The organism is Streptomyces sp. NBC_01264 (assembly GCF_026340675.1).
Taxonomy (GTDB): Bacteria; Actinomycetota; Actinomycetes; order Streptomycetales; family Streptomycetaceae; genus Streptomyces.
This window is the reverse complement of sequence record NZ_JAPEOX010000001.1, coordinates 3,564,856-3,590,783: the sequence shown is the minus strand read 5'-3', so window position 1 is coordinate 3,590,783 and position 25,928 is coordinate 3,564,856. Positions and strand designations below refer to the sequence as shown.

The 25,928-nt window shown below is 70.1% G+C and carries 23 protein-coding genes; 20 read left to right on the top strand and 3 right to left on the bottom strand.

Annotated features, from left to right (window positions below; genetic code table 11):
* The first annotated feature begins 113 nt into the window (after nt 1-113).
* From OG435_RS16615 to OG435_RS16600, 4 genes are all read left to right on the top strand, one after another.
* Entirely contained in the window at nt 114-731 is a 618-nt protein-coding gene (locus OG435_RS16615) for an ATP-dependent Clp protease proteolytic subunit (protein ID WP_250739480.1), read from the top strand.
* A gap of 107 nt (nt 732-838) precedes the next feature.
* On the top strand, nt 839-1,489 hold the full coding sequence (locus OG435_RS16610) for an ATP-dependent Clp protease proteolytic subunit (protein WP_250739479.1): 651 nt from the start codon (nt 839-841) through the stop codon (nt 1,487-1,489).
* A gap of 153 nt (nt 1,490-1,642) precedes the next feature.
* Nucleotides 1,643-2,929 (top strand): ATP-dependent Clp protease ATP-binding subunit ClpX, encoded by a 1,287-nt coding sequence (gene clpX / locus OG435_RS16605; protein WP_250739478.1) that lies wholly within the window; start codon nt 1,643-1,645, stop codon nt 2,927-2,929.
* Nucleotides 2,930-3,117: 188 nt separating this feature from the next.
* Nucleotides 3,118-3,411 carry a hypothetical protein gene (locus OG435_RS16600; protein WP_266877622.1) on the top strand — a complete coding sequence of 98 codons (294 nt, stop codon included), beginning with the start codon at nt 3,118-3,120 and terminating at the stop codon, nt 3,409-3,411.
* Nucleotides 3,412-3,496: 85 nt separating this feature from the next.
* On the opposite strand, the gene OG435_RS16595 is transcribed toward OG435_RS16600, so the two are convergent.
* On the bottom strand, nt 3,497-4,453 hold the full coding sequence (locus OG435_RS16595) for a hypothetical protein (protein ID WP_266877621.1): 957 nt from the start codon (nt 4,451-4,453) through the stop codon (nt 3,497-3,499).
* Between the two features lie 127 nt (nt 4,454-4,580).
* On the opposite strand from OG435_RS16595, the gene OG435_RS16590 reads away from it, so the two are divergent.
* On the top strand, nt 4,581-7,202 hold the full coding sequence (locus OG435_RS16590; RefSeq protein WP_266877620.1) for a valine--tRNA ligase: 2,622 nt from the start codon (nt 4,581-4,583) through the stop codon (nt 7,200-7,202).
* Nucleotides 7,203-7,290: 88 nt separating this feature from the next.
* On the opposite strand, the gene OG435_RS16585 is transcribed toward OG435_RS16590, so the two are convergent.
* Nucleotides 7,291-7,872 carry a vitamin K epoxide reductase family protein gene (locus OG435_RS16585; protein ID WP_266877619.1) on the bottom strand — a complete coding sequence of 194 codons (582 nt, stop codon included), beginning with the start codon at nt 7,870-7,872 and terminating at the stop codon, nt 7,291-7,293.
* A gap of 140 nt (nt 7,873-8,012) precedes the next feature.
* Here OG435_RS16585 and OG435_RS16580 point away from each other — a divergent pair, with 140 nt between their 5' ends.
* Nucleotides 8,013-9,161, top strand: a complete 1,149-nt coding sequence (locus OG435_RS16580; RefSeq protein ID WP_266877618.1) for a sensor histidine kinase — start codon at nt 8,013-8,015, stop codon at nt 9,159-9,161.
* Nucleotides 9,162-9,194: 33 nt separating this feature from the next.
* Here the strand turns inward: OG435_RS16580 and OG435_RS16575 are convergent, their stop codons facing one another.
* A complete protein-coding gene (locus tag OG435_RS16575; protein ID WP_266877617.1) occupies nt 9,195-10,244 on the bottom strand; it encodes a rod shape-determining protein in 1,050 nt (349 codons plus the stop codon).
* Nucleotides 10,245-10,362: 118 nt separating this feature from the next.
* Between OG435_RS16575 and folC the strand changes: the two genes are divergently transcribed.
* The 14 genes from folC to OG435_RS16505 all read left to right on the top strand — a co-directional run bounded on the left by folC (nt 10,363) and on the right by OG435_RS16505 (nt 25,835).
* On the top strand, nt 10,363-11,877 hold the full coding sequence (gene folC / locus OG435_RS16570; RefSeq protein ID WP_266877616.1) for a bifunctional tetrahydrofolate synthase/dihydrofolate synthase: 1,515 nt from the start codon (nt 10,363-10,365) through the stop codon (nt 11,875-11,877).
* A gap of 3 nt (nt 11,878-11,880) precedes the next feature.
* The gene (locus OG435_RS16565) at nt 11,881-12,240 is read left to right on the top strand and encodes a DUF4233 domain-containing protein (protein ID WP_266877615.1); all 360 of its coding nucleotides are present in this window, start codon (nt 11,881-11,883) and stop codon (nt 12,238-12,240) included.
* Between the two features lie 94 nt (nt 12,241-12,334).
* A complete protein-coding gene (ndk, locus tag OG435_RS16560; protein ID WP_214950910.1) occupies nt 12,335-12,745 on the top strand; it encodes a nucleoside-diphosphate kinase in 411 nt (136 codons plus the stop codon).
* 296 nt (nt 12,746-13,041) lie between these two features.
* On the top strand, nt 13,042-14,061 hold the full coding sequence (locus OG435_RS16555; RefSeq protein ID WP_069923827.1) for a rod shape-determining protein: 1,020 nt from the start codon (nt 13,042-13,044) through the stop codon (nt 14,059-14,061).
* A 163-nt stretch (nt 14,062-14,224) separates the two neighbouring features.
* Nucleotides 14,225-15,172, top strand: coding sequence for a rod shape-determining protein MreC (mreC, locus tag OG435_RS16550; protein ID WP_266877614.1), 948 nt, complete (start codon nt 14,225-14,227; stop codon nt 15,170-15,172).
* 12 nt (nt 15,173-15,184) lie between these two features.
* Nucleotides 15,185-15,889: a rod shape-determining protein MreD gene (gene mreD, locus OG435_RS16545; RefSeq protein ID WP_266877613.1), complete on the top strand. Its 705-nt coding sequence runs from the start codon at nt 15,185-15,187 to the stop codon at nt 15,887-15,889.
* A 13-nt stretch (nt 15,890-15,902) separates the two neighbouring features.
* Nucleotides 15,903-18,083, top strand: a complete 2,181-nt coding sequence (mrdA, locus tag OG435_RS16540) for a penicillin-binding protein 2 (RefSeq protein WP_266877612.1) — start codon at nt 15,903-15,905, stop codon at nt 18,081-18,083.
* Between the two features lie 15 nt (nt 18,084-18,098).
* Nucleotides 18,099-19,301, top strand: coding sequence for a rod shape-determining protein RodA (gene rodA / locus OG435_RS16535; protein ID WP_266877611.1), 1,203 nt, complete (start codon nt 18,099-18,101; stop codon nt 19,299-19,301).
* 135 nt (nt 19,302-19,436) lie between these two features.
* On the top strand, nt 19,437-20,963 hold the full coding sequence (locus OG435_RS16530) for a CYTH and CHAD domain-containing protein (protein ID WP_266877610.1): 1,527 nt from the start codon (nt 19,437-19,439) through the stop codon (nt 20,961-20,963).
* Between the two features lie 73 nt (nt 20,964-21,036).
* Nucleotides 21,037-22,962 carry a TIGR03960 family B12-binding radical SAM protein gene (locus OG435_RS16525; protein ID WP_266877609.1) on the top strand — a complete coding sequence of 642 codons (1,926 nt, stop codon included), beginning with the start codon at nt 21,037-21,039 and terminating at the stop codon, nt 22,960-22,962.
* Between the two features lie 166 nt (nt 22,963-23,128).
* Nucleotides 23,129-23,347 carry a type II toxin-antitoxin system VapB family antitoxin gene (locus OG435_RS16520; protein ID WP_266877608.1) on the top strand — a complete coding sequence of 73 codons (219 nt, stop codon included), beginning with the start codon at nt 23,129-23,131 and terminating at the stop codon, nt 23,345-23,347.
* Nucleotides 23,348-23,773: a PIN domain nuclease gene (locus OG435_RS16515; RefSeq protein WP_266877607.1), complete on the top strand. Its 426-nt coding sequence runs from the start codon at nt 23,348-23,350 to the stop codon at nt 23,771-23,773. It abuts the gene before it with no gap.
* A 51-nt stretch (nt 23,774-23,824) separates the two neighbouring features.
* Nucleotides 23,825-24,904, top strand: coding sequence for a hypothetical protein (locus tag OG435_RS16510; protein WP_266877606.1), 1,080 nt, complete (start codon nt 23,825-23,827; stop codon nt 24,902-24,904).
* A gap of 139 nt (nt 24,905-25,043) precedes the next feature.
* A complete protein-coding gene (locus OG435_RS16505) occupies nt 25,044-25,835 on the top strand; it encodes a TIGR03936 family radical SAM-associated protein (RefSeq protein WP_266877605.1) in 792 nt (263 codons plus the stop codon).
* Nucleotides 25,836-25,928 lie beyond the last annotated feature (93 nt).

Sequence of the window (25,928 nt, the reverse complement as noted above, 5' to 3'; positions counted from 1 at the left end):
TACGAGGGCACGGGAGTGCCCGACGCCGGTGGACATCGTCCGCACGGCAGGTCCGCGCCCCAGAACGAGACGCTGAGACGGCACATGGCCGTCGGAGACGAGCAGGTGGATACGTGACGAATCTGAAGCCTTACGCCGCGGGTGAGCCGTCCATCGGTGGCGGCCTCGGCGACCATGTCTACAACCGGCTGCTCGGCGAGCGCATCATCTTCCTCGGCCAGCAGGTCGACGACGACATCGCCAACAAGATCACCGCACAGCTCCTGCTCCTGGCCGCAGAGCCGGAGAAGGACATCTACCTGTACATCAACAGCCCCGGTGGCTCGGTGACGGCGGGCATGGCGGTCTACGACACCATGCAGTACATCCCGAACGACGTGGTCACCATCGGCATGGGCATGGCGGCCTCCATGGGCCAGTTCCTGCTCACCGGCGGTACCCCGGGCAAGCGCTTCGCCCTCCCGAACACCGACATCCTGATGCACCAGGGCTCCGCCGGCATCGGCGGCACCGCGTCGGACATCAAGATCCAGGCCCAGTACCTGCTGCGCACCAAGCAGCGCATGGCTGAGATCACCGCGCACCACTCCGGCCAGACCGTGGAGACGATCATCCGCGACGGCGACCGCGACCGCTGGTACACGGCGGAAGAGGCCAAGGCCTACGGCCTCATCGACGAGATCATCTCCGCCGCGTCGCTGGTCCCGGGCGGCGGCGGCACCGGGGCCTGATCCCGGCCCCGGCGCACGGGATCCCGTACGGGAGCTCGTACGCCCGCCCGCACCAGGCAAGCCTCAGCCCGCAGAACGCCACCAGGACGGTGAACACTCAGATGCACATGAACAACCTTTCTCCCGCGAGCGGCCTCTACACCGGCGCGCCGGTGGACAACCGCTACGTCGTGCCGCGCTTCGTGGAGCGCACCTCGCAGGGCGTGCGCGAGTACGACCCGTACGCGAAGCTCTTCGAGGAGCGCATCATCTTCCTCGGCGTGCAGATCGACGACGCCTCCGCCAACGACGTCATGGCACAGCTCCTGTGCCTGGAGTCGATGGACCCGGACCGCGACATCTACCTGTACATCAACAGCCCCGGCGGCTCCTTCACGGCGCTGACGGCGATCTACGACACGATGCAGTTCGTGAAGCCGGACATCTCGACGGTCTGCATGGGCCAGGCGGCCTCCGCCGCCGCGGTCCTGCTCGCCGCCGGCGCGCCCGGCAAGCGCATGGCGCTGCCGAACGCCCGCGTGCTGATCCACCAGCCCTCGGGCGGCACCGGCCGTGAGCAGCTCTCCGACCTGGAGATCGCGGCCAACGAGATCCTGCGCATGCGCGACCAGCTGGAGACCATGCTGGCCACGCACTCCTCGACGCCGATCGAGAAGATCCGCGACGACATCGAGCGCGACAAGATCCTCACGGCTCAGGACGCGCTGGCGTACGGCCTGATCGACCAGGTCGTCGCGACCCGCAAGACTTCGAACTGATCCTTGCCGCCAGTTGACGCGGACGCATCGCCGGATTGGGCGATGTGAACCACGTCAAGGGGGCCCCGCACGGGGCCCCCGGCAAGGTACCGTCGGATATGAGGCACCAGGAGCGCTGAACCAGGCGTCTCCCAGGCGAAGGGGAAGCACCTCGTGGCACGCATCGGTGACGGCGGCGACCTGCTCAAGTGCTCGTTCTGCGGAAAGAGCCAGAAGCAGGTGAAGAAGCTCATCGCGGGACCCGGTGTGTACATCTGCGACGAGTGCATCGACCTCTGCAACGAGATCATCGAAGAGGAACTGGCCGAGACTTCCGAGGTCAGGTGGGAGGAACTCCCCAAGCCTCGTGAGATCTACGAGTTCCTGGAGAGCTACGTCGTCGGCCAGGAGCCGGCGAAGAAGGCGCTCTCCGTCGCGGTGTACAACCACTACAAGCGCGTCCAGGCCGGCGAGAACGGCGGCGGGACGGGCCGTGACGACGCGATCGAGCTCGCGAAGTCCAACATCCTCCTGCTCGGCCCCACGGGCTCGGGCAAGACGCTGCTGGCCCAGACGCTCGCCCGGATGCTCAACGTCCCGTTCGCCATCGCGGACGCGACGGCGCTGACGGAGGCCGGGTACGTCGGCGAGGACGTCGAGAACATCCTGCTCAAGCTGATCCAGGCGGCCGACTACGACGTCAAGAAGGCCGAAACCGGGATCATCTACATCGACGAGATCGACAAGGTCGCCCGCAAGAGCGAGAACCCGTCGATCACGCGCGACGTGAGCGGCGAGGGCGTGCAGCAGGCCCTGCTGAAGATCCTGGAGGGCACCACCGCTTCGGTACCGCCGCAGGGCGGCCGCAAGCACCCGCACCAGGAGTTCATCCAGATCGACACGACGAACGTGCTGTTCATCGTGGGCGGCGCCTTCTCCGGCCTGGAGCGGATCATCGAATCCCGCGCAGGCGCCAAGGGCATCGGCTTCGGGGCGACCATCCGCTCGAAGCGCGAGATCGAGGCGAGCAACCAGTTCCAGGAGGTCATGCCGGAGGACCTGGTGAAGTTCGGGATGATCCCCGAGTTCATCGGCCGTCTCCCCGTCATCACCTCGGTGCACAACCTGGACCGCGAGGCCCTGCTCCAGATCCTCATCGAGCCGCGCAACGCGCTGGTCAAGCAGTACCAGCGGCTGTTCGAACTCGACGGCGTCGAGCTGGACTTCGAGCGCGAGGCCCTCGAGGCCATCGCCGACCAGGCGATCCTCCGCCAGACCGGCGCGCGCGGCCTGCGCGCCATCATGGAAGAGGTCCTGATGTCGGTGATGTACGAGGTCCCGTCCCGCAAGGACGTGGCCCGCGTGGTCATCACCTCGGACGTGGTCCGCTCCAACGTCAACCCGACGCTGGTCCCGCGGATCGTCCCGAAGGACCAGGGGCCGCACGAGAAGTCGGCGTAGCCGCAGGCCGCAGACATGAGTGAGGGGCGCCACCCGCTAGGGGTGGCGCCCCTCACTCATGTCTGCGGCCTGCCACAGGGTGCCCACGGGGTGCACGGTCGGTCAAAGGTGCGATCTCCGCGGACCCCGGGAAGGGTCGAGTGATCCACTACTGTCCGACACCCATGCACGTGAGTGGGGAGTGATCCATGGTGGAGTTGCGGCGGACGATCGGGCTCGTGGCGGCGGCGGTGATGGCGGGCGCGCTGCCCGTCCTGGTGGCGGCGCCCGCGCACGCCACGTCTGGTGACTGCACCAACTACATGCACAACATGCGCTACCGCGTGGGGTCGCAGGTGATTTCCGCCTGCGACCGGGGCGCGGCGAGGGGCGTCGGTTCCGCCACGGCCCAGCCTGCCTGTCAGGGCATGCTGGTGCTGGCAGGGGTGAAGCACGCGGGTCACGTCCAGGAAGCGTGCTACCAGGCCTCACGTCCGGCGTGAAACCAACCGGTGCACGGGAGAAGGCGCTGACGCGGCGGACCGTCGTGACAGCGCCTTCCGGGCCGCCCTATGCGGCGGCCTCACCTCACAGCTTGGTGCGCGACGTGTTGTAGAGCTTCGCGGTGTAGCCCGCAGTCTGCTCCAGGGTGAAGCCCTGGGTGCCGCCCATGATGGAGGCGAAGTCCGCCATGCTCACGACGGACAGGGTGCTGTAGTCGCCCCAGATGCAGACCGGAATGGTGAAGGGCTTCGTGAGCGGGTTGTCCGCGGACTTCTTCGGAGTCATCTTGAGCTCCTGGCACTTCATCACGGCGCCCTTGAAGCCGGCGGGGTTCATCACCTTGGGGGAGCCGACGAGCTCCGCCTCCCCGTCCTTGTCGTCCTTCATCGAATTGGCCTTGGCCATGGCGAAGTAGGCGTCCACGGCCTTCTCCGGGTCGGCGATCTCGCCGTACACGCCCTGGAAGTTGAGTGCCTTCGCGGCCAGCGGGTTCTTCAGGTCGCCGGACTGGTAGGCCTCGGAAACCTGGGTCGGGTTCTTCACGCCGACCGCCTCGACTTCCTTGCGGTCCTTGTCGGAGAACTCTTCCTTCGAGCTCTTCGGGTTCTTCTTGTACTCGTCCACCGCCGCCGGAGCCACCAGCTTGTAGCCCTTGGTGTCCGCGGAGACCGACGCCGAGGAGCCGCCGCCCTGCGTGAAGTACCAGCCGGCGCCGCCGATCACGGCCACCGCCAGGACCACCGCGATGATCACGCCGGCCTTCGACTTCTTCGGGGGCGTGCCGCCGCCGTACGGCGGCTGCTGCGGGTAGCCGCCGTACGGAGGCTGCTGCTGTTGCTGGGGGAAGCCGGGCTGCTGCTGCGGGTAGCCCTGCTGGGGGACTCCCTGGGGGGCCTGCTGCGGGTAGCCGTAGCCGGGCTGCTGTCCGTAGGGGCCGGGCTGCTGGCCGCCGTACGGGTTCGGCTGCTGAGGCTGCTGTCCGTAGGGCCCCGGCTGCTGCGGCTGCTGGCCTCCGTACGGTCCCGGCTGGTTGTAGCTCATCCCGCGTCCCCCCATGAGGTTGTTTATGCGTCCCACACATCCTGGCGGAAGCCAGAGCGGCTAAGGGCCCCGGGCCCCCGGAAACCCGGTTTCATGACCGGACCGTTACGGCCCTAAACTGTGGCTCGTGACCGAGAACACGCAGACACCCAGCAGCCCCTACTCCGAACTGCCGACTTCGTACGCGCCGGCCGATGTAGAGGGGAAGCTCTACGAGCGCTGGGTAGAGCGTGGGTACTTCGAGGCGGACGAGAAGAGCGACAAGCCTCCCTTCGCCATCGTCATCCCGCCGCCGAACGTCACCGGAAGCCTCCACCTGGGGCACGCCTTCGAGCACACGCTGATCGACGCCATCACCCGCCGCAAGCGCATGCAGGGCTACGAGACCCTGTGGCAGCCCGGCATGGACCACGCGGGCATCGCCACCCAGAACGTCGTCGAGCGCGAGCTCGCCAAGGAGGGCAAGTCCCGCCACGACCTGGGCCGCGAGGCCTTCGTCGAGCGCGTCTGGCAGTGGAAGGGCGAGTCCGGCGGGCAGATCTCCGGCCAGATGCGCCGCCTCGGCGACGGCGTCGACTGGTCGCGCGAGCGCTTCACCATGGACGAGGGCCTGTCCGAGGCCGTCCAGACCATCTTCAAGAAGCTCTACGACGACGAGCTGATCTACCGCGCCGAGCGCATCATCAACTGGTGCCCCCGCTGCCTCACCGCGATCTCCGACATCGAGGTCGAGTACCAGGACGACGAGGGCGAGCTCGTCTCCATCCGGTACGGCGAGGGTGACGCCTCCATCGTCGTCGCCACGACCCGCGCCGAGACGATGCTCGGTGACACGGCCGTCGCCGTCCACCCCGACGACGAGCGCTACAAGCACCTGGTCGGCACCGAGATCGAGCTGCCGCTCACCGGCCGCCGCATCCCGGTCGTCGCCGACGGGCACGTCGACCCCGAGTTCGGCACCGGCGCCGTCAAGGTGACGCCGGCGCACGACCCCAACGACTTCGAGATCGGTCAGCGCCACGGCCTGCCCAACCTCGCGGTCATGGACGAGCACGCCGTCATCACCGTCCACGGCCCCTTCCTGGGCCTGGACCGGCTGGAGGCCCGTTCCGCCATCGTCGCCGCGCTGCGCGCCGAGGGCCGGATCGTCGCCGAGAAGCGTCCGTACACGCACTCCGTCGGCCACTGCTCGCGCTGCAAGACCACCATCGAGCCGCGCCTCTCGCTCCAGTGGTGGGTCAAGGTCGGCCCGCTCGCCAAGGCCGCCGGTGACGCGGTCCGCGACGGCCAGGTCAAGATCCACCCGCAGGAGATGGAGAAGCGCTACTTCGACTGGGTCGACAACCTCCACGACTGGTGCATCTCGCGCCAGCTGTGGTGGGGCCACCGCATCCCCGTCTGGTACGGCCCGAACGGCGAGATCGTCTGCGTCGGCCCCGACGAGCAGCCGCCGACCGGTGAGGGCTGGACCCAGGACACGGACGTCCTGGACACCTGGTTCTCCTCCGGCCTGTGGCCGTTCTCCACGCTCGGCTGGCCGCAGCAGACCGACAGCCTGGCGAAGTTCTACCCGAACGCCGTCCTGGTCACCGGCTACGACATCCTCTTCTTCTGGGTCGCCCGGATGATGATGTTCGGCCTGTACGCGATGGACGGCACCCCGCCGTTCCACACCATCGCCCTGCACGGCATGGTCCGCGACGAGCGCGGCAAGAAGATGTCGAAGTCCTTCGGCAACGCGGTCAACCCGCTGGACTGGATGGACAAGTACGGCTCCGACGCGGTCCGCTTCACCCTGGCGCGCGGCGCCAACCCGGGTGTCGACGTCCCGATCGGCGAGGACTGGGTCCAGGCCTCCAGCAAGTTCGCCAACAAGATCTGGAACGCGACCCGCTTCGCGATGATGAACGGCGCCACGATCGAGGGCGAGCTGCCCTCGGTCGAGGAGATGTCGGCGACCGACCGCTGGATCCTGTCGCGCCTCAACGCGACGGTCGCGCAGGCCGACGCCTTCTACGAGGACTACCAGTTCTCGAAGCTCAGCGAGGCGCTCTACCACTTCGCGTGGGACGAGGTCTTCGACTGGTACGTCGAGCTGTCGAAGACGACCTTCTTCGCGGGCGGCGAGCCGGCCAAGGCCTCCGCGCGCGTCCTCGGCGAGGTCCTCGACGTCATGCTGCGCCTGCTGCACCCGGTGGTCCCCTTCGTCACCGAGACGCTGTGGACCACGCTGACCGGTGGCGAGTCCCTGGTGATCGCCGAATGGCCCAAGGACAGCGGCTTCCGCGACGCGGCCGCCGAGGCCGAGATCGAGGGTGTCCAGAGCCTGGTCCGCGAGGTCCGCCGGTTCCGCAAGGAGCAGGGTCTCGACGACAAGCAGAAGGTCCCGGCCCGCCTGGACCTGTCCGCCACCGCGCTGGCCGCCCACGAGGCCGCCATCCGCCAGGTGCTGCGCCTCCAGCCGGAGGGGGACGCCTTCAGCGCCACCGCGACCCTGCCGGTCGCCGGCGCCACCGTCGCGCTCGACCTGTCGGGCACCATCGACATCCCGGCGGAGCGCAAGCGGCTGAGCAAGGACCTGGCCGCCGCCGAGAAGGAGAAGCAGCAGGCCGAGGCGAAGCTCGGGAACGAGGCGTTCATCGCCAAGGCCCCCGACAACGTCGTGGACAAGATCAAGGGCCGGCTGGCCAAGGCGGAGGGCGACATCGCCCGCCTCACCGACCAGCTGGCCGCGCTGCCCCAGGGCTAGCCGACCCGTACAGCCCAAGCGAAGGCCCCCACGCCGTCGGTCGACGTGGGGGCCTTCGCCGTATCTGTGCCCCGCGAGGGGCCCGGCGTCACAGCAGCCGGGTGCCGAACTTCGTCAGGATCAGCGCCGCCACCACGCCGTACGCGGCCAGCGGCACCACCCAGTGGGGGAGCGCCCGCAGCCGGGAGCCGGCCGGGGCCAGGTGCCGGGTGACGTACCAGAACAGCGGGATCATCACCGCCCAGACGACCATGCACCACGGGCACAGCGCCCCGATCACGTACAGGCACTGGCTGATCAGCCACACCGTGAAGGCGAACCCGGCCGCGATCCCGGCCCACAGTCCGCGCCACAGCCACCGGGGGAGCAGCGCCCCGGCGACCAGGGCCGTGCCCAGTCCGGCGAGGGCCGCGAAGCCGGCGATGCCGAGCAGCATGTTGGGGAAGCCGAGGAGGTTGCCCTGCCAGGTGGTCATCACGTCGCCGCAGCTCAGCACCGCGTTGACGTTGCAGCCCGGGGTGAAGAGCGGATCCTCCAGGGTGCGGATGCGGTCGTAGGTGAGGACGCCGGAGGCCAAGGTGCCGATGAGGCCGCCGATGAGCAGGAGCAGCGGGAGCGCCCGGGAGGGGGTCGTCCGGCTGCTCGTCCGTTGGGGCGTTCGCGGGGTCATTCCTTCGACGCTACGAAAGAGGGGTGCCCCGGCGGCAGGGCCATCCGGCCATGTCCGTACCCGTCCGAAGTGCCGTATGTCACGTCATGACGGGCGTCGGGGACACGGATCCCCGGCGCGGACCCCGGATGATGGGGAGCATGCACGTGAAGCCCGCCGTCCGCGCGTTCCACCGGGCCATGGCCGCCGGCCGCCGGTTGAGCGAGAGCTGGAGCGGGTCCACCCGGGCGATGGACATGCTCACGGCAATCGGTTGCTTCGCCCTGATGGCGCTGGACCTGCCGGGTCTGGCCGCCGCCGACAACTCCCTGAACGGCCCGCGCGCGGCCCTGGTGCTCGCTGCGGGCTGCCTCACCCTCCTGGTCCGCCGGCAGGCGCCCTGGGTCGCGTACCTCACCGCGCTGCTCTTCATCGGCTGGCTGCACGAGCTCACCCTGGTGCAGTTCGCCCTGTACTCCGTCGGCCGCTACCGGGGCCGCCGCGCCGGCATCCTGGCCACGCTCGGGTACGTGGCCTTCGCGCTGGCGGTGTTCAGCCTGCCCGGCTGGCCCGAGCCGCGGGCCGAGACCCTCAGCTCCTTCCTCAGCCTCGTCGTGCCCATCGGCGTCCTCGCCTCGGCCGTGGGCATCGCCGCCTACCGGCACGACCTCGTGCGCGAACTCGACACCCGGCGCGCCGAGTCCGCCGTCCTGCAGGCGGTCCAGCAGGAGCGGACCTCCGTCGCCCGCGACGTCCACGACTTCGTGGGGCGCGAGCTGACCCTGCTGACGGTCCGCTCCGAGGTGCTGTCGATGCGCTCGCGCGAGACGGCGTACGCGAAGGACTTCGAGGAGCTCGCCGACACCGCGCGCCGGGCCCACCTCGTGCTCAACGAGATCATCGTGCAGCGCGGGGAGCGGGCGGCCACCCCGGGCGTGGAGGGGCTGGCGGCGCTCGCGGAGGAGAGCGGGCGCGCGGGTTCGCCCGTACGGCTCGCCCTGGATCCGGCCGTGCACGGGCTGTCGCCGCTGCGCCAGGCGGCGGTCTACCGGGTGGTGCAGGAATGCCTGACCAACGCCGCCAAGCACGCCCGCGGCGAAACCATCGAGGTGTCCATCGCGGCGGACGGTCCGCACCTGGAGATCGCCGTCCGCAACGGGCTGGCGCAGCGCAATCCGACCAGGGCCCCCGTCTCGGCGGGCTCGGGCACGGCGAGCATGTCCGAGCGCGTGCGCAGCCTGGGCGGCACCCTGACGGCGACGCGCACGCAGGACGCGTACGAGGTGCTGGCGACCCTCCCGAAGGGCTGAAGCCCGCCGAGCCCTTCGGGAGGGCCGGACGGCTCAGGCCCGCGCCGGCGCCAGGAGGCTGCTGAGCGCGTCCATGTCCTCCACGCAGCGGCCCGAGCCCAGGGCCACGCAGTCCAGCGGGTCGTCCGCGACGAAGACCGGGATCCCGGTCGAGGAGGCCATCCGCAGGTCCAGGCCGGGCAGCAGCGCGCCGCCGCCGGTCAGGACGATGCCGTGCTCCATGACGTCGCCGGACAGTTCGGGCGGGCACTCCTCCAGGGTGGCGCGGACCGCCGCGATGATCGCCTCGACCGGTTCGTCCAGGGCGGCGCGCACGTCGCGCGCGTCGAGCGCGAGCGTCTGCGGCATGCCGCCGACCTTCTCGCGGCCCCGCACCGTGAAGGTGGCGCTCTCCAGTTCCGGCCGGTCCGGCACCGGCCACGCCGAACCGATGGCGATCTTGACGTCCTCGGCGGTGCGGTCGCCGATGAGCAGGGAGTGCTCCTTGCGGACCCAGTCGGTGATCGCCGCGTCCATCCGGTCGCCAGCGACCCGCAGGGACCGCGCGGTGACGATGCCGCCCAGCGAGATGACCGCGACCTCGGAGGTGCCGCCGCCGATGTCGACGACCATAGAGCCGCGCGGTTCGGACACCGGGAGCCCGGCGCCGATCGCCGCGGCCATGGGTTCCTCGATGAGGTGCACGGTCTTGGCGCCGGCCCTCGCGGAGGCGTGGATGATCGCCCGCCGCTCCACCGGGGTGACCCCGGACGGTACGCAGATCACCATGCGGGCGCGCACCCGGCGGCCGGGGACGGCCTTGCGCACGAAGTGCCGAATCATCTCCTCGGCGGCCTCGTAGTCGCAGATCACGCCGTCCTTGAGGGGGCGGATCGCGGTGATGGAGCCGGGAGTGCGGCCGATGGTCTCCTTGGCCTCGCTGCCGACGGCGAGTGCGGTGGTGGTGCCCGCCTTGACGGCCACCACGGACGGCTCATTGAGGACGATGCCGTGCCCCCGTGCGTAGACGAGGGTGTTCGCGGTCCCCAGGTCTATCCCTATGTCGCGGCTGGAACCTGTCTTGTTCGTGCTGGCCTGCGGCATTTATTCCCCAATCTCCTGTCCGCAAGGCTTGCATAACGATCAGGTCGCACCCGCAGCCGAAGGTCCTGATGCGACCGGGCCGAAAGTCCTCCCGGTCCTCGTCCGTAGACTGGGTCCCGTGAGTGAGCAGCAGCCCGAGAGCCACGATGACAGCTTCGACGCGTTCGACCAGATCGTCGCGGAAGAGTCCGACCGCGACCCCGACCTGGCGGTGATCGAGGCGGGCAGCCGCACCCTGCGCACGCAGGCCGGTCCGCCCCAGGGCGACCCCGTACCCGAAGAGCCCGCAGACCCCGAGGTGGCCAAGGCGCTGCGGGAGGTGGAGCAGGAGCTGGCCGGCCGCTGGGACGAGACCAAGCTGGAGCCGTCCGTCACGCGGATCGCCGCGCTGATGGACGTCCTGGGCGAGCCGCAGCGCGCGTACCCCTCCATCCACGTCACCGGCACGAACGGCAAGACGAGCACCTCCCGCATGATCGAGGCGCTGCTGAACGCCTTCGAGCTGCGCACCGGGCGCTACACCAGCCCGCACGTGCAGTCGATCACCGAGCGGATCAGCCTGGACGGGGCGCCCATCGCCGCCGAGCGGTTCGTCGAGGCGTACGAGGACATCAAGCCGTACGTGGACATGGTGGACGCGGCCGAGGAGATCCGGCTGTCGTTCTTCGAGGTCCTCACCGGCATGGCCTACGCGGCCTTCGCTGACGCCCCCGTGGACGCGGCCGTCATCGAGGTCGGCATGGGCGGCACCTGGGACGCCACCAACGTGATCGACGGCGCGGTCGCCGTGGTCACCCCGATCAGCCTGGACCACACGGACCGGCTCGGCTCCACCACCGGCGAGATCGCGCAGGAGAAGGGCGGCATCATCAAGCAGGGCGCCACCGTGATCCTGGCGCAGCAGCCGGTGGACGCGGCGCAGGTGCTGCTGAAGAAGGCAGTGGAGGTCGACGCGACCGTCGCCCGGGCGGGCATGGAGTTCGGCGTCGTCACCCGCGAGGTCGCGGTCGGCGGGCAGCAGCTGACGCTGCGCGGCCTGGGCGGCGAGTACGAGGGCATCTTCCTGCCGCTGCACGGCGCCCACATGGCGCACAACGCGGCGGTGGCACTGGCCGCGGTCGAGGCCTTCTTCGGGATCGGCGCCGACCACGCGCGGGTCCTGGACGTGGAGACCGTGCGCAAGGCCTTCGCCTCGGTGACCTCGCCCGGCCGCATGGAGGTCGTGCGGCGCAGCCCCACGGTGGTCCTGGACGCGGCGCACAACCCGGCCGGGGCGCAGGTCACGGCGGAGGCGGTGACCGAGGCCTTCGGCTTCAGCCGGCTGATCGGGGTCGTGGGCGCGAGCGACGGCAAGGACGTGCGCGGGGTCTTCGAGGCCTTCGAGCCGATCTTCGCGGAGGTCGTGATCACGGAGAACACCAGCCACCGGGCGATCTCCGCCGACGACCTGGCGGCCATCGCGGTCGAGGTCTTCGGCGCCGAGCGCGTGCAGGTGGAGCCGCGGCTGGACGACGCCATCGAGGCGGCGATCACCCTGGCGGAGGAAGAGGCGGAGTACGGAGGGGCCGGGGTCCTGGTGACCGGGTCCGTCATCACGGTGGGCGAGGCCCGCCTGCTGCTGAAGAGGGGCTGAGGGATGCGCACGCTGTGTGCTTCGACGCTGATCGCCGAGTTCTTCGTGATCGGTTTCGCGGGACTGGTCGCGATGAAGGGCGATCTGAGCCAGGCCACGGTCTGGACGGTCTGCGGGATCGCGATGCTGGTGTCGGTCCTGCTGTGCGGGATGCTCTCGCGTCCCGGGGCCGTCCAGATCGGCTGGGCCCTGCAGATCGGGCTCGTGCTGAGCGGTTTCGTCGTGCCGATGATGTTCATCCTGGGCGTGGTGTTCGCCGGCCTGTGGTGGTGCTCGATCCGCTACGGCCGCCGCATCGACGTGATCAAGGCCCGCTGGGCCGCCCAGGCGGAGGCCCAGGCCGCCGCCCCGACCGAGGCGTAGCCCGCAGCGGGGCCCGGGAAGGCCCCGTACGGCGGGGGCTCCGGCCCCTGTAGCCTCGTCGGACCGCACCCGTATGCCGCAAGGAGTTACCCATATGACCCAGCGCACGCTCGTCCTCCTCAAGCCCGACGCCGTCCGTCGCGGTCTGATCGGCGAGATCGTCGGCCGCATCGAGCGGAAGGCCGGCTGGACCATTCCCGCGCTGGAGCTGCGCACGCTGGACCAGGAGACCCTGGAGGCGCACTACGGCGAGCACAAGGGCAAGGTCTTCTACGAGCCCCTCATGGGCTTCATGGCCAGCGGCCCGGTCGTGGCCCTGGTCGTCGAAGGGGAGCGCGTGATCGAGGGTGTCCGCCAGTTGGCCGGACCCACTGACCCGATTGCCGCCGCGCCCGGCTCCATCCGGGGCGACTTCGGTACCGTCACCCGGGAGAACCTGATCCACGCCTCGGACTCCGAGGAGTCCGCGGAGCGGGAACTGAAGCTGTTCTTCCCGGCGCTGTGATCACTCTTTTCTGACGCAACATCAGCCGAATAGCGCTCATGACCTGGGGCGACCGAAGTAATTTCGGTCGCCCTGCGGTATTACCGGGCACATTCGGGAACGCATCGACAGGACACGACGTCACCACTAAGGGGGCGGGTATCCGTTCCGGCGGGCTTGCCGGAGTCCCGTCGCGCGGAGGCCGTACTTGCGGCACTACGATGGGGCCTCCACCCACACACCCACCTCGCCGACCTGACAGCAGCCGCTATCAACTGGAAGGCCAGACGCTCCTCATGGGGAACAAGGGGAACAACATGTCGTTCATCGGCCGTGACATGGCGATCGACCTCGGGACCGCCAACACGCTGGTGTACGTGAGGGGCCGGGGAATCGTCCTGAACGAGCCGTCCGTGGTCGCCATCAACACGAACACCGGTGGCATCCTGGCGGTCGGCTCCGAAGCCAAGAAGATGATCGGGCGCACGCCCGGCAACATCGTCGCCGTGCGGCCCCTCAAGGACGGCGTCATCGCCGACTTCGAGATCACCGAGCGGATGCTCCGGTACTTCATCCTCAAGATCCACAAGCGCCGTTACCTGGCCCGCCCGCGCGTCGTGGTCTGCGTTCCCTCCGGCATCACGGGAGTGGAGCGCCGCGCCGTCATCGAGGCGTCCACGCAGGCCGGTGCCCGACAGGTGCACATCATCGAAGAGCCGATGGCCGCCGCCATCGGCGCGGGCCTGCCCGTCCACGAGGCCACCGGCAACATGGTCGTGGACATCGGTGGCGGCACCACCGAGGTGGCCGTCATCTCGCTCGGCGGAATCGTCACGGCACAGTCCATCCGGGTGGCCGGCGACGAGCTCGACAACGCGATCATCCAGCACATCAAGAAGGAGTACTCGCTCCTCCTCGGTGAGCGCACCGCCGAGCAGATCAAGATCACCATCGGGTCGGCCTACGACCTCGACAAGGACGAGCACACCGAGATCCGCGGCCGCGACCTGGTCTCGGGCCTGCCCAAGACCGTCGTGATCTCGGCCGCCGAGGTGCGCAAGGCGATCGAGGAGCCGGTCAACGCGATCGTCGACGCCGTCAAGACCACCCTCGACAAGTGCCCGCCGGAGCTCTCCGGCGACATCATGGACCGCGGCATCGTCCTGACCGGAGGCGGCGCCCTGCTCCGCGGCCTCGACGAGCGGCTGCGCCGCGAGACGGGCATGCCGATCCACATCGCCGAGGACCCGCTCGACTCCGTCGCGCTCGGATCCGGCAAGTGCGTGGAGGAGTTCGAGGCGCTCCAGCAGGTCCTGGACGCCCAGCCGCGGCGCTGATCCGGCCCGCCGCGCGGCGGTGGAACACAAATGATCCGCCGTACGGGTGCTACCGGGCCCGTGCGGCGGATCGTTGATATACAGGCAAGGTCCGGTGCGAGCCCCGGCTCCTCCGGAGCGGCTTCGCCGCACGGTATCTATGAGGAAGGCACGGCCGCCGCACGTGAGGGACACACGAGAAAGCCGGCTGCTCCTGGTGCTTCTGATCGCCATCGCGTTCGCTTTGATCACGGTGGACATCAGGACAGGTGAGGAGTCTCCGGTCGACGGTGCCCGACAGGCCGCCGCAGCGGTCTTCGGGCCGGTCGAGAAGGGCGTGGCGAAGGGGGTCGACCCGGTCGCCAACGCCATAGGGGCGGTGCGGGACTCCGGCGAGCGGCACAACCGCATCGCGACGCTGGAGCGCGAGAACACCGCTCTCAAGGCCAAGCTCGGCAGCGACGACCAGACCCGCAGCCGGATCCGCGAGCTCGACGAGATGCTCAAGCGGGCGGGCGCGGGACAGTACGGCATCAAGGGCGCCGAGGTCATCGCCATAGGAGCGGCCCAGGGCTTCTCCTGGACCGTGACCATCGACGCGGGCAGCAAGGACGGCATCGAGCGCGACATGACCGTCCTCAACGGGGACGGGCTCGTCGGCCGCGTGGCCACCGTCGGCCCCGACACCGCCACCGTGGTCCTCGCCAACGACCCCGATTTCACCGTCGGCACCCGGCTGGAGAAGACCGGCGAACTCGGCTTCGCCACCGGCCAGGGCGACCGGGAGCTCTCCGTGCAGATGCTCAACGGCAAGGCCAAGATCAACACCGGCGACCGGCTCGTCACCTTCGGCTCGCGCGGCAACAAGCCCTTCGTGCCCGGTGTCCCGATCGGCGAGGTGATCAAGATCGACCCCTCGCGCGGCGACCTGACCCGGACCGTCTGGGTCCGCCCCTTCGTCGGTTTCTCCCGCCTGGACATCGTCGGCGTCGTGGTCATGCCGCCGCGCGAGGACCCGCGAGACACGGTCCTGCCGCCCAAGCCCGAGGCGCCCAAGCCCACCCCGACGGTCACCGTCACGGTCACCCCGTCGCCCGGCGCGTCCGCGTCCGGTAAGCCGGCCGAGGACTAGGAGCCGATCATCATGCGTTTCAACCGGATCCTGCTCTCGGGCACGCTCGTCGTGGTCGCCCTGGTCGTCCAGGTCTCCGTCCTGGGTCGCCTCCAACTCCCCGGAGCCGTCCCCGACCTGGTCCTGCTCACGGTCGTCGCCCTCGCACTCGTGTACGGGTGCGTCAGCGGCGCCCTCATCGGCTTCGCCGCCGGCCTCCTCACCGACCTGGCCCCGCCCGCCGACCACGCCGCCGGCCGCTACGCGCTCGTGCTGTGCGTGATCGGCTACGTCGCCGGCCTGGTCCGCCCCGACACCGGGCGGTTCCGCTCCGCCTGGGGCCCGATGCTCACCGTCGTCGGCGCCGCCTTCGTCTCCACCCTGCTCTACGCGGGCGTCGGAGCCCTGGTCGGCGACACCGCCGCCCGCCACGTGGGGATCGGCGGACTGGTGTTCACCGCGGTCCTCTACGACCTGCTGCTCGCCCCCTTCACCGTGCCGTTCATCATGGCCCTGGCCCGCCGCGCGGAGAACGACCCGATGGCCGTCGAGGCCAACGGCGGCCCGCCCGCGGGCAAGGACGTCGCCTCCGGCTGGCTCGCCGGCGGCACCGGACTGCGCATCGGCAGCCAGCGCGGCGGACTGCGGATGAAGACGGCCCGCAGCCGGGCCAACCGGGCCGGCCGGATAAAGGGCGTCAAGGGAATCAAGGGTGTGAAGAGCGTCAAGAAGCTGTGAGGGAGGAGTCCACGTGACCAACATTCCGGAGACCGGCCGTACCTCCCGGGTGCAGATCCGGCTCGTGATCATCCAGGTTCTGGTCTGCTCGATGTTCCTCACCCTCGGCGGCCGGCTCTGGTACCTCCAGATCCGCAACGGCGCCGAGTACTACCACGAGGCGAAGAGCAACCACGTCCAGCGGGTCGTCCAGCCCGCCGTGCGCGGAACGGTCCTCGACGCCCGGGGCGTCGCGCTCGCCGACAACGAGACCCGCCTGGTCGTCTCCACCAGCCGCACGGCGCTGATGAAGATGAAGGACCGCGGCCAGGCCGTCATGACCCGCCTCGCCGGCGTCCTGGACATGACCCCCAAGGCGGTCATGGAGAAGGTCCGCCTCTGCGACTCCCAGACCCCCGCGCCCTGCTGGAACGGCTCCCCGTACCAGCCGATCCCGATCACCCTCGACGCCACCACGCAGCAGGCGCTCCAGCTGCGCGAACGCCCCGAGGAGTTCCCCGGCATCACCGCCGAGCCGGTTGCCGTCCGCCGCTACCCGGCCCCCGGAGGGGCCCGTACCGCGCAGGTGCTCGGCTACCTCTCGCCGGTCACCGACGACGAGATCCAGAAGGCCAAGGACACCGATTCGCCGCACCTGCGCTCCGATCAGGTCGGCCGCTCCGGGATCGAGCGCACGTACGACAAGTACCTGCGCGGCAAGGCGATGGTCACCTCCTACGAGGTGGACAACCTCGGCCGGGTCATGCACCAGACCGAGTCCGATGCCGGAGTCCCCGGATCCACCCTCGTCACCAGCATCGACGCCCGGGTCCAGTCCGTCGCCGAGTACGAGCTCCAGCAGGCCATGAAGGTGGTCCGCAACGAGACCGACAACATCACCGGCCGCAAGTACGAGGCCGACTCCGGCGCCGTCGTCGTCATGGAGGCCCAGACCGGCCGGGTCGTCGCGATGGCCTCCCAGCCCGACTACGACCCCAACAAGTGGGTCGGCGGCATCGCCGCCAAGGACTACGCCTCCCTCACCAGCGAGAAGTCCAACTACCCGCTGCTCAACCGGGCCATCCAGGGCCAGGCCCCCGCGGGCTCCATCTTCAAGGTGGTGTCGGCGAGCGCGGCCGTCCGGGCCGGATACGCCTTCGACGACAAGTACAACTGCAGCGCCTCGTACAGCATGGGCAACCGCAGCTTCGCGAACTTCGAGTCCAAGGGGCACGGCCCCATCACTCTTGGCGAGGCCCTCAAGTTCTCCTGCAACACCGTCTTCTACGCCCTCGGGCACAAGGAATGGCAGCGGGACGGCGGCCTCAAGCCCAAGAAGGACGCCCACGACTGGTTCTACCGGACCGCCCGCGAGTTCGGCCTCGGCTCCGAGACCGGGATCGACCTGCCCAACGAGGTCTCCGGCCGCATCCCCGACCGCCACTGGAAGCAGTCCTTCTGGGCGGCCAACAAGAACTCCTGGTGCAAGCAGGGCAAGAAGGGCGGCACCTACGTCGAGCAGATCGCCTACGAGAGCTGCCTCGAAGGCAACCAGCTCAAGGCGTACGACAGCATCAACTTCGCCATCGGCCAGGGCGACGTCCTCGTCACCCCCATCCAGATGGCCACCGCCTACGCGGCCATCAGCAACGGCGGGACCCTCTTCGACCCCACCGTCGGCAAGGCCGTGATCAGCGCCGACGGCAAGCAGGTCCAGATGATCAAGCCCAAGTCGCACGGCCGGCTGCCGATCGACGCCAAGACCGTCAAGGACCTCGACAAGGGCCTGCGCATGGTCGTCGAGCCCGGCGGCACCGCCGCCTGGCGCTTCGGCGGCTGGCCGATGGACAAGATCCCGATGCACGCCAAGACCGGCACCGCCCAGGTCTACGGCAAGCAGACCACCTCGTGGCTGGCGACCTACACCAAGGACTTCGTCATCGTCATGACCATCTCCCAGGGCGGCACCGGCTCCGGAGCCGCGGGCCCCGCCGTCCGCAACCTCTACAACGCCATCTACGGGCTCGACATGGCCGGCGTCCAGGACCCGAAGAAGGCGCTCCTGCTGGGCCCGGAGAAGAAGCTGCCCAAGATCCGCCCCGACGGCGGCATCGATTCCCCCGAGATCCGGCCGTACGTACCCCCGTCCCCGGAAGAACTGGCGCCGCCCGTGCTGGCCGGCCCGCCCGCCCAGCGCCCCGCGCAGCACGACTGAGTACCGAGGACCGACATGCAGACCGCCAACAAATTCTCCGTGGCCCGGTACGCGCCGGAGCAGCGGGGAGCGATGGCCAAGCTCACCGCCCGCGACTCCGTGGTGCGCCGGCTCGACTGGCCGATACTCCTCTCCGCGCTCGCCCTCTCCCTCATCGGCGCCCTGCTGGTGTGGTCGGCGACCCGCAACCGGACCTCGCTGAACAACGGGGACCCGTACTACTTCCTCTTCCGGCACGCCATGAACACCGGCATCGGCCTCGTGCTGATGATCGGCACCATCTGGCTCGGCCACCGCACCCTGCGCGGGGCCGTGCCGATCCTCTACGGGCTCTCCGTCGTGCTGATCCTCGCCGTGCTCACCCCGCTCGGCGCCACCATCAACGGCGCACACGCCTGGATCGTGGTCGGCGGCGGCTTCTCGCTGCAGCCCTCCGAGTTCGTCAAGATCACGATCATCCTGGTCATGGCGATGCTGCTGGCCACCCGGGTGGACGCGGGAGACCTCGCCCACCCCGACCACCGCACGGTGGTCAAGGCGCTCTGCCTGGCCGCCTTCCCGATGGGCATCATCATGCTGATGCCCGACCTCGGCTCGGTCATGGTCATGGTCGTCATCGTGCTCGGCGTGCTGCTGGCCTCCGGCGCCTCCAACCGCTGGGTGGTCGGCCTGATCGGCTCGGGCGCCGCCGGCGCCATCCTGATCTGGCAGCTCGGCGTCCTCGACGAGTACCAGATCAACCGCTTCGCCGCCTTCGCCAACCCCGAGCTCGACCCGGCGGGCGTCGGCTACAACACCAACCAGGCGCGCATCGCCATCGGCTCCGGCGGCCTGACCGGCTCCGGGCTCTTCAAGGGCTCGCAGACCACCGGCCAGTTCGTCCCCGAGCAGCAGACCGACTTCGTCTTCACGGTGGCGGGGGAGGAGCTGGGCTTCGTCGGAGCCGGGCTGATCCTGGTGCTCCTCGGGGTCATCCTGTGGCGCGCCTGCGTCATCGCCCGCGAGACGACCGAGCTGTACGGCACGATCGTGTGCGCCGGGATCATCGCCTGGTTCGCCTTCCAGTCCTTCGAGAACATCGGCATGACCCTCGGGATCATGCCCGTGGCCGGACTGCCGCTGCCGTTCGTGTCCTACGGAGGATCCTCGATGTTCGCCGTGTGGGTGGCCATCGGGCTGCTCCAGTCGATCAGGGTGCAGCGGCCGATGTCGGCCTGATGCGGCGCGGGTTCTGCCCGGGTTCTGCCCGGGATCGGCCCGGGGTCGGCTCGATCCGTCGGTTCCCGGGCAGGTTTTCCGCCGCACCCGCCGTTTTCCTTCCCGCCGCGTTCCGTTCAGGACTACGTTCGAACCATGGCGGACACGAAGCGCGAGATCGAGCGCAAATTCGAGTTCAGGACCACCAAGGCCGGACGGCGCGGCGTACCCGACCTGACGGGCACGGCCGCCATCGCGGCCGTGACCGACCAGGGCACGGCCGAGCTCGACGCCGTCTACTACGACACCCCCGACCAGCGGCTCGCCACCGACGGGCTCACCCTGCGCCGCCGCACCGGCGGCAAGGACGCCGGCTGGCACCTCAAACTGCCCGTGGCCCCCGGCGTGCGCGACGAGATCACCGCCCCCCTCGGCGACACCGTCCCGGACGCGCTGACCGCGCTGCTGCGCTCCCGCGTCCGCGACGCCCCGCTGGAACCCCAGGTCAGGCTCCTGTCCTCGCGCAAGGTCAGCCACCTGCTCGACGCCGACGGCGCCCTCCTCGCCGAGCTGTCCACCGACGCTGTACGGGCCGAGCGCGCGGACGCCACCGCCGCCTGGACCGAGGTGGAGGTCGAGCTCGCCGACGGCGCCGACCCTGCGCTCCTCGACGCCGTGGAGAAGACCTTCCGCAAGGCCGGACTGCGGGTGAGCGACGCCCCCTCGAAGCTCGCCCGGGCGCTGACCGAGACCGGCGGGGAACCCCCGGCCCGTACGACCGCTCCCGAAGCGGGCCCGGCCGAGGACACGGTGGGCGCGCACGTGCTCGCGTACCTGCGCGAACAGCGCGACACCCTCATCGCGCAGGACCCCGCCGTACGCCGCGCACTGCCCGACTCCGTCCACCAGATGCGGGTCGCCACCCGGCGCCTGCGCAGCGCCTTCAAGACCTACCGGCGGCTCCTGGACCCCGCTGAGACCGGCCCGATCGGCGAGGAGCTCCGATGGCTCGCCGCGGAACTCGGCGTCGACCGCGACCAGGAAGTACTGCTGGAGCGGATCCAGAGCCGGCTCGACGAACTCCCGCGCACCCTGGTGCTCGGCCCGGTCCGCGGCCGCCTCAAGATCTGGAACGTCTCCCGCCGCACCGGTTCGCGCCGCGCGGCGCTGGCCGCGCTCGACAGCAGGCGCCACGTGGCCCTGCTGAACTCCCTCGACGCCCTGCTAGCCGACCCGCCGCTGCTGAAGGCCGCGGCCCGGCCCGCCGGATCCGCCCTGCCCGCGGCCGTCCTCGCGGACTACGAACGCCTCGCCGGCCGGATCGGGACCGCGCTGTCCATGGACCCCGGCGAGGACCGCGACCTGGCCCTGCACGAGGCGCGCAAGGCCGCGAAGCGCGCCCGGTACGCGGCCGAGGCGGCGGCCCCGGCCCTCGGCAAACCCGCGCGCAAGCTCGCCAAGGCGGTGAAGGCGGTCCAGAGCCTGCTCGGCGACCACCAGGACGGGGTCGTCGCCCGCGAAGCCCTGCGCGGACTCGGCGTCCAGGCGGCCGGCGCGGGGGAGTCCTCCTTCACCTGGGGCGTGCTCTACGCCCGCGAGGAGGCGCTGGCCGAGCGCCGCGAGCGGGAGCTGCCGCAGGTGTGGGCGGCCACCGCGGGGCCGGCGGCGGCACTGCGCGGCTGATCTTGCGGGCGGGGGTGCTCCGGGCCCCGGGGTACGCTTGAGAGTCGCCCCCTGCCCGCTTCACGAAAGTCGCGTGATGACCGAGTCGGTCTTCCCTCAGCTTGAGGCCCTGCTTCCGCACGTCCAGAAGCCGATCCAGTACGTCGGCGGTGAACTCAACTCCACGGTCAAGCCGTGGGAGAGCGCCGACGTCCGCTGGGCGCTGATGTACCCGGACGCGTACGAGGTCGGGCTCCCCAACCAGGGCGTCATGATCCTGTACGAGGTGCTGAACGAGCGCGAGGGCGTGCTCGCGGAGCGCACGTACAGCGTGTGGCCGGACCTCGAAGAACTGATGCGCGAGCACAAGGTGCCGCAGTTCACCGTGGACAGCCACCGCCCCGTCTCGGCCTTCGACGTCTTCGGGCTCTCCTTCTCCACCGAGCTCGGCTACACCAACATGCTGACGGCGCTGGACCTCGCGGGCATCCCGCTCGAGGCGAAGAACCGTACGGTCGACCACCCCATCGTGCTCGCGGGCGGCCACGCGGCCTTCAACCCCGAGCCGATCGCGGAGTTCATCGACTGCGCGATCATCGGCGACGGCGAGCAGGCCGTCCTCGACATGACCGAGATCATCCGCGCGTGGAAGGCCGAGGGCCGCCCGGGCGGGCGCGAAGAGGTGCTGCTGCGCCTCGCGAAGACCGGCGGCGTCTACGTGCCGGGCTTCTACGACGTCGAGTATCTGCCGGACGGCCGCATCGGCCGCGTGGTCCCGAACCGCTCCGGCGTGCCGTGGCGTGTGTCCAAGCACACCGTCATGGACCTCGACGAGTGGCCCTACCCCAAGCAGCCCCTGGTCCCGCTCGCCGAGACCGTCCACGAGCGGATGTCCGTGGAGATCTTCCGCGGCTGCACCCGCGGCTGCCGCTTCTGCCAGGCCGGCATGATCACGCGTCCCGTACGGGAGCGAAGCATCACCGGCATCGGCGAGATGGTGGAGCGCGGCCTGAAGGCCACGGGCTTCGAGGAGGTCGGCCTCCTGTCCCTCTCCTCGGCGGACCACACCGAGATCGCGGACATCGCCAAGGGCCTGGCCGACCGCTACACGGACGACAAGGTGGGCCTGTCCCTCCCGTCGACCCGCGTGGACGCCTTCAACGTCGACCTGGCCAACGAGCTGACCCGCAACGGCCGCCGCTCCGGTCTGACCTTCGCCCCCGAGGGCGGCTCCGAGCGCATGCGCAAGGTCATCAACAAGATGGTCTCGGAAGAGGACCTGATCCGTACGGTCGCCACCGCGTACGGCAACGGCTGGCGCCAGGTGAAGCTGTACTTCATGGTCGGCCTGCCGACCGAGACCGACGAGGACGTGCTCCAGATCGGCGACATGGCGGTCAACGTCATCGCCAAGGGCCGCGAGGTCTCCGGCCAGAACGACATCCGCTGCACCGTCTCCATCGGCGGCTTCGTCCCCAAGCCGCACACCCCCTTCCAGTGGGCCCCGCAGCTGTCGGCCGAGGAGACGGACGCCCGCCTCGGCAAGCTCCGCGACAAGCTCCGCGGCGACAAGAAGTACGGCCGCTCCATCGGCTTCCGCTACCACGACGGCAAGCCCGGCATCGTCGAGGGCCTGCTGTCCCGCGGCGACCGCCGCATCGGCGACGTCATCCGCGCCGTGTACGAGTCGGGCGGCCGCTTCGACGGCTGGCGCGAGCACTTCAGTTACGACCGCTGGATGCAGGCGGCGGAGAAGACCCTGCCCGCCTACGGCGTCGACGTGGCCTGGTACACGACCCGCGAGCGCACCTACGAGGAGGTGCTCCCCTGGGACCACCTCGACTCCGGCCTGGACAAGGACTGGCTCTGGGAGGACTGGCAGGACGCCCTCGACGAAACCGAGGTCGAGGACTGCCGCTGGACCCCCTGCTTCGACTGCGGAGTCTGCCCCCAGCTCTCGACGGAGATCCAGATCGGCCCGACGGGCAAGAAGCTGCTGCCCCTGTCGGTCGTGAAGTGACCTGCGACTGAGCCGTCCGGCGCCGCTTGTCTATGCCCCCCACCGTTCCCGGTGGGGGGCATATTCATTCGAGCGCCGGGTTATCGTTCCTGCACTTGACGTCGGTGGATATCCTGGAGGGGCTTGCAGGGGAATACTCTGCGCCTGATGTCAGGAGGTGGTCGACGTGGCCAAGACCGTGATCGATATCGACGAGGCAGCGCTCGCACTCGCCATGGAGGCCCTCGGAACCACCACGAAGAAGGACACGGTCAACGCGGCGCTCGAAGAAATAGGAGCGCGGTTGCGTCGTGAACGTGCACTGGAGAAGCTCATCGAGCTGGCCGACGAGGGTGCGTTCGACGCGCTGACCGAGCCAGGCTTCGAAGACGAGGCGTGGCGCTGAATGGCCGGGCAGCAACACTTCCTGATCGACAAGTCCGCGGCCGGGCGGATCCTTCGCCCGGGAGTCCGTGACGCTTGGGTCGAGATCCTCAAGGCCGGGCGCATCTCGCTGTGCGAGCCGACCGAGTTCGAGATGCTCTTCTCGGCGCGCTCGGCGCAGGACTACCAGCGGACCAAGGCCCAGTTGCGGGACCTTTTCGGGTGGCGGCCCGTACCCGAAGACGGCTGGCACCAGATCCTGGATCTGCAAGAGGCGTTGGTGCAGCGGGGCGCCCATCGCTCCGCCAGCGGCACCGATCTGCTGGTTGCCGTCACCGCTCGGGCCCACGGACTCACGGTGCTGCACTACGACCGCGACTTCGACACGATCGCGGGTGTCACCGAGTTCAGCGCGCAATGGCTCGCCGAACCGGGCTCCATCGACTGACGGCGGCCCCTTGGGCGCAACGGTCTCGGGCCGTGGTGTGTCCTTAGCGGTATGGACATGGAGAGGGCGCTGCCCGCGCCGCAGGGCGACGGGTGTCTGGTGGGGGTCGTCCGGGTACCCGTGAAGATCGTGGCGGTGCTGGTCGTGCTGCCCCTGCGGGTGGTCTGGGACCTGCTCGTCGCCTTCGCGCGGATGCTGAACCGGAGCGTGCTCGGGCCGCTGGGGCGGGCGTCGGCCTGGCTGTACGAGCGGGCCCTGCTGCCGGTGCTGAGGGGGACCGGGTGGCTGATCGGGGCCCTGTTCAAGCTGGCCTTCTACTGGCCCTGGGTGGGTCTCTGGCGGTACGTCATGCTCCCGGTGGGGCAGGCCGCGTACGCGTATCTGCTGAAGCCGGTCGGCGTGGGGATCTGGCGGTACCTGCTGGTCCCGTTCTGGGAGTACGGGCTGCTGCCCGCCGGGCGCGGCATCGCCTGGCTGCTCGTGGGCACCGTCCGGTACCTGCTCGTGCTGCCGGGCGGCGCCCTGTACCGGTACGTCCTCACCCCCGTCGGGCATGCACTGCGGTGGCTGGCCCGGGGGTTCGCGGCCGGCGCGGCCTGGCTGGCGAAGGCGCTCTTCGTCTGGCCGTGGGCGGCGCTGTGGCGGTATCTCGTACGGCCCGTGGTGACCGGAGTGTGGCAGTACCTGCTCGCGCCGGGCGGGCGGGGGGTCTGGGCGTATCTGCTCGTGCCGTTCTGGGGGGTGGTCGTCGGGGCCTGGCATGTTGCGGGGCGGGTGAGTCGGGCGCTGGGGCGGGGGCTGGTGTGGTGGTGGCGGTGGGGTGTGGTGCGGCCCGCCGGGTGGGTGCGCCGGCGCGTGGTCACCCCCGTCGGGAACGTGCTGCGCGCCGGGTGGGCCGCCGGCCGCAGGGTCGCCCGGTCGGTGCACCGGCAGGCCGTCGCTCCCGTGGGGCGCGCCGTCGGCGAGGTGTGGCGGACCACCCGCCTCGCGGTGCGCGAGGCACGGGCCGACGTGCGACGGGCGGTGTTCGGAGGGCCGCCCCGGGAACCGGCGAGGTCACAGGCGCGTACTCTGGGTAGTAACAGAGCCGCAGGCGACGCGCCCGCCCCCGAGATCTCCCTGCACAAATAGGTGGCAGGGGTGAGCCGGAGGGTAGGTGTGGCCCGCAGGCCACACAGACCTCAGGGCGACGCGCGAGCCGCGGAGCCCCGCACAAGGAGATGAACCACTGGGCAAGCGACAGCCCGAAGGCCCGCCTCCCGCACCGGTAGTGCAGCGCATCCGATTGCGCTACACCAAGCGCGGCCGCCTCCGGTTCACCAGCCACCGGGACTTCCAGCGCGCCTTCGAGCGGGCCCTGCGCCGCTCCGAGGTGCCCATGGCGTACTCGGCGGGCTTCACCCCGCACCCGCGCGTCTCGTACGCGAACGCCGCCCCGACCGGGACCGGCAGCGAGGCCGAGTACCTGGAGATCGCCCTCGCCGAGCCCCGCGACCCCGCGGTCCTGCGCGAGCTGCTCGACGAGTCGATGCCCGTCGGCCTCGACATCATCGACGCCGTGGAGGCGCACACCTCCGGTCTCGCCGACCGGCTCACGGCCTCCGTGTGGGAGCTGCGCCTGGACGGCGTGGAGCCCGGGGACGCCGAGAAGGCGGTCGAGGCCTTCCTCGCGGCGGAGAACGTGGAGGTCCAGCGCCGCACCAAGAACGGCATGCGGACCTTCGACACGCGCGGCGCCGTGGTCGGTCTGGAAGTGGTTCCGGTTACGGCGGCCACAGAGGCTGATAGGCCCCTGGACAATGCCTGTGCGATACTGCGGCTGGTTGTTCGGCATTTGACACCTGCCGTTCGACCCGACGACGTCCTGTCCGGTCTCCGAGCTGTGGCCGACCTAACGCCGCCGGTCCCCGCTGCGGTGACCAGGCTGGCGCAGGGGCTCTTCGACGAGGAGTCCGGCACGGTGACCGACCCGCTCGCGCCCGACCGCGAGGCTGGCACGACCGCCCCACCCACGGCGGCCGTATCCGCCGACGCGAAGGCGCCGGAAGGTCCCGCCGCGTAGGGATCGTCGTCGTCGCGCAGCCCTGGGACTCGGGAGCCACCTGGGTCGGGCCGCGCACAGACAGACCTGAAGACTTGAAGACTTCCGCCAGGC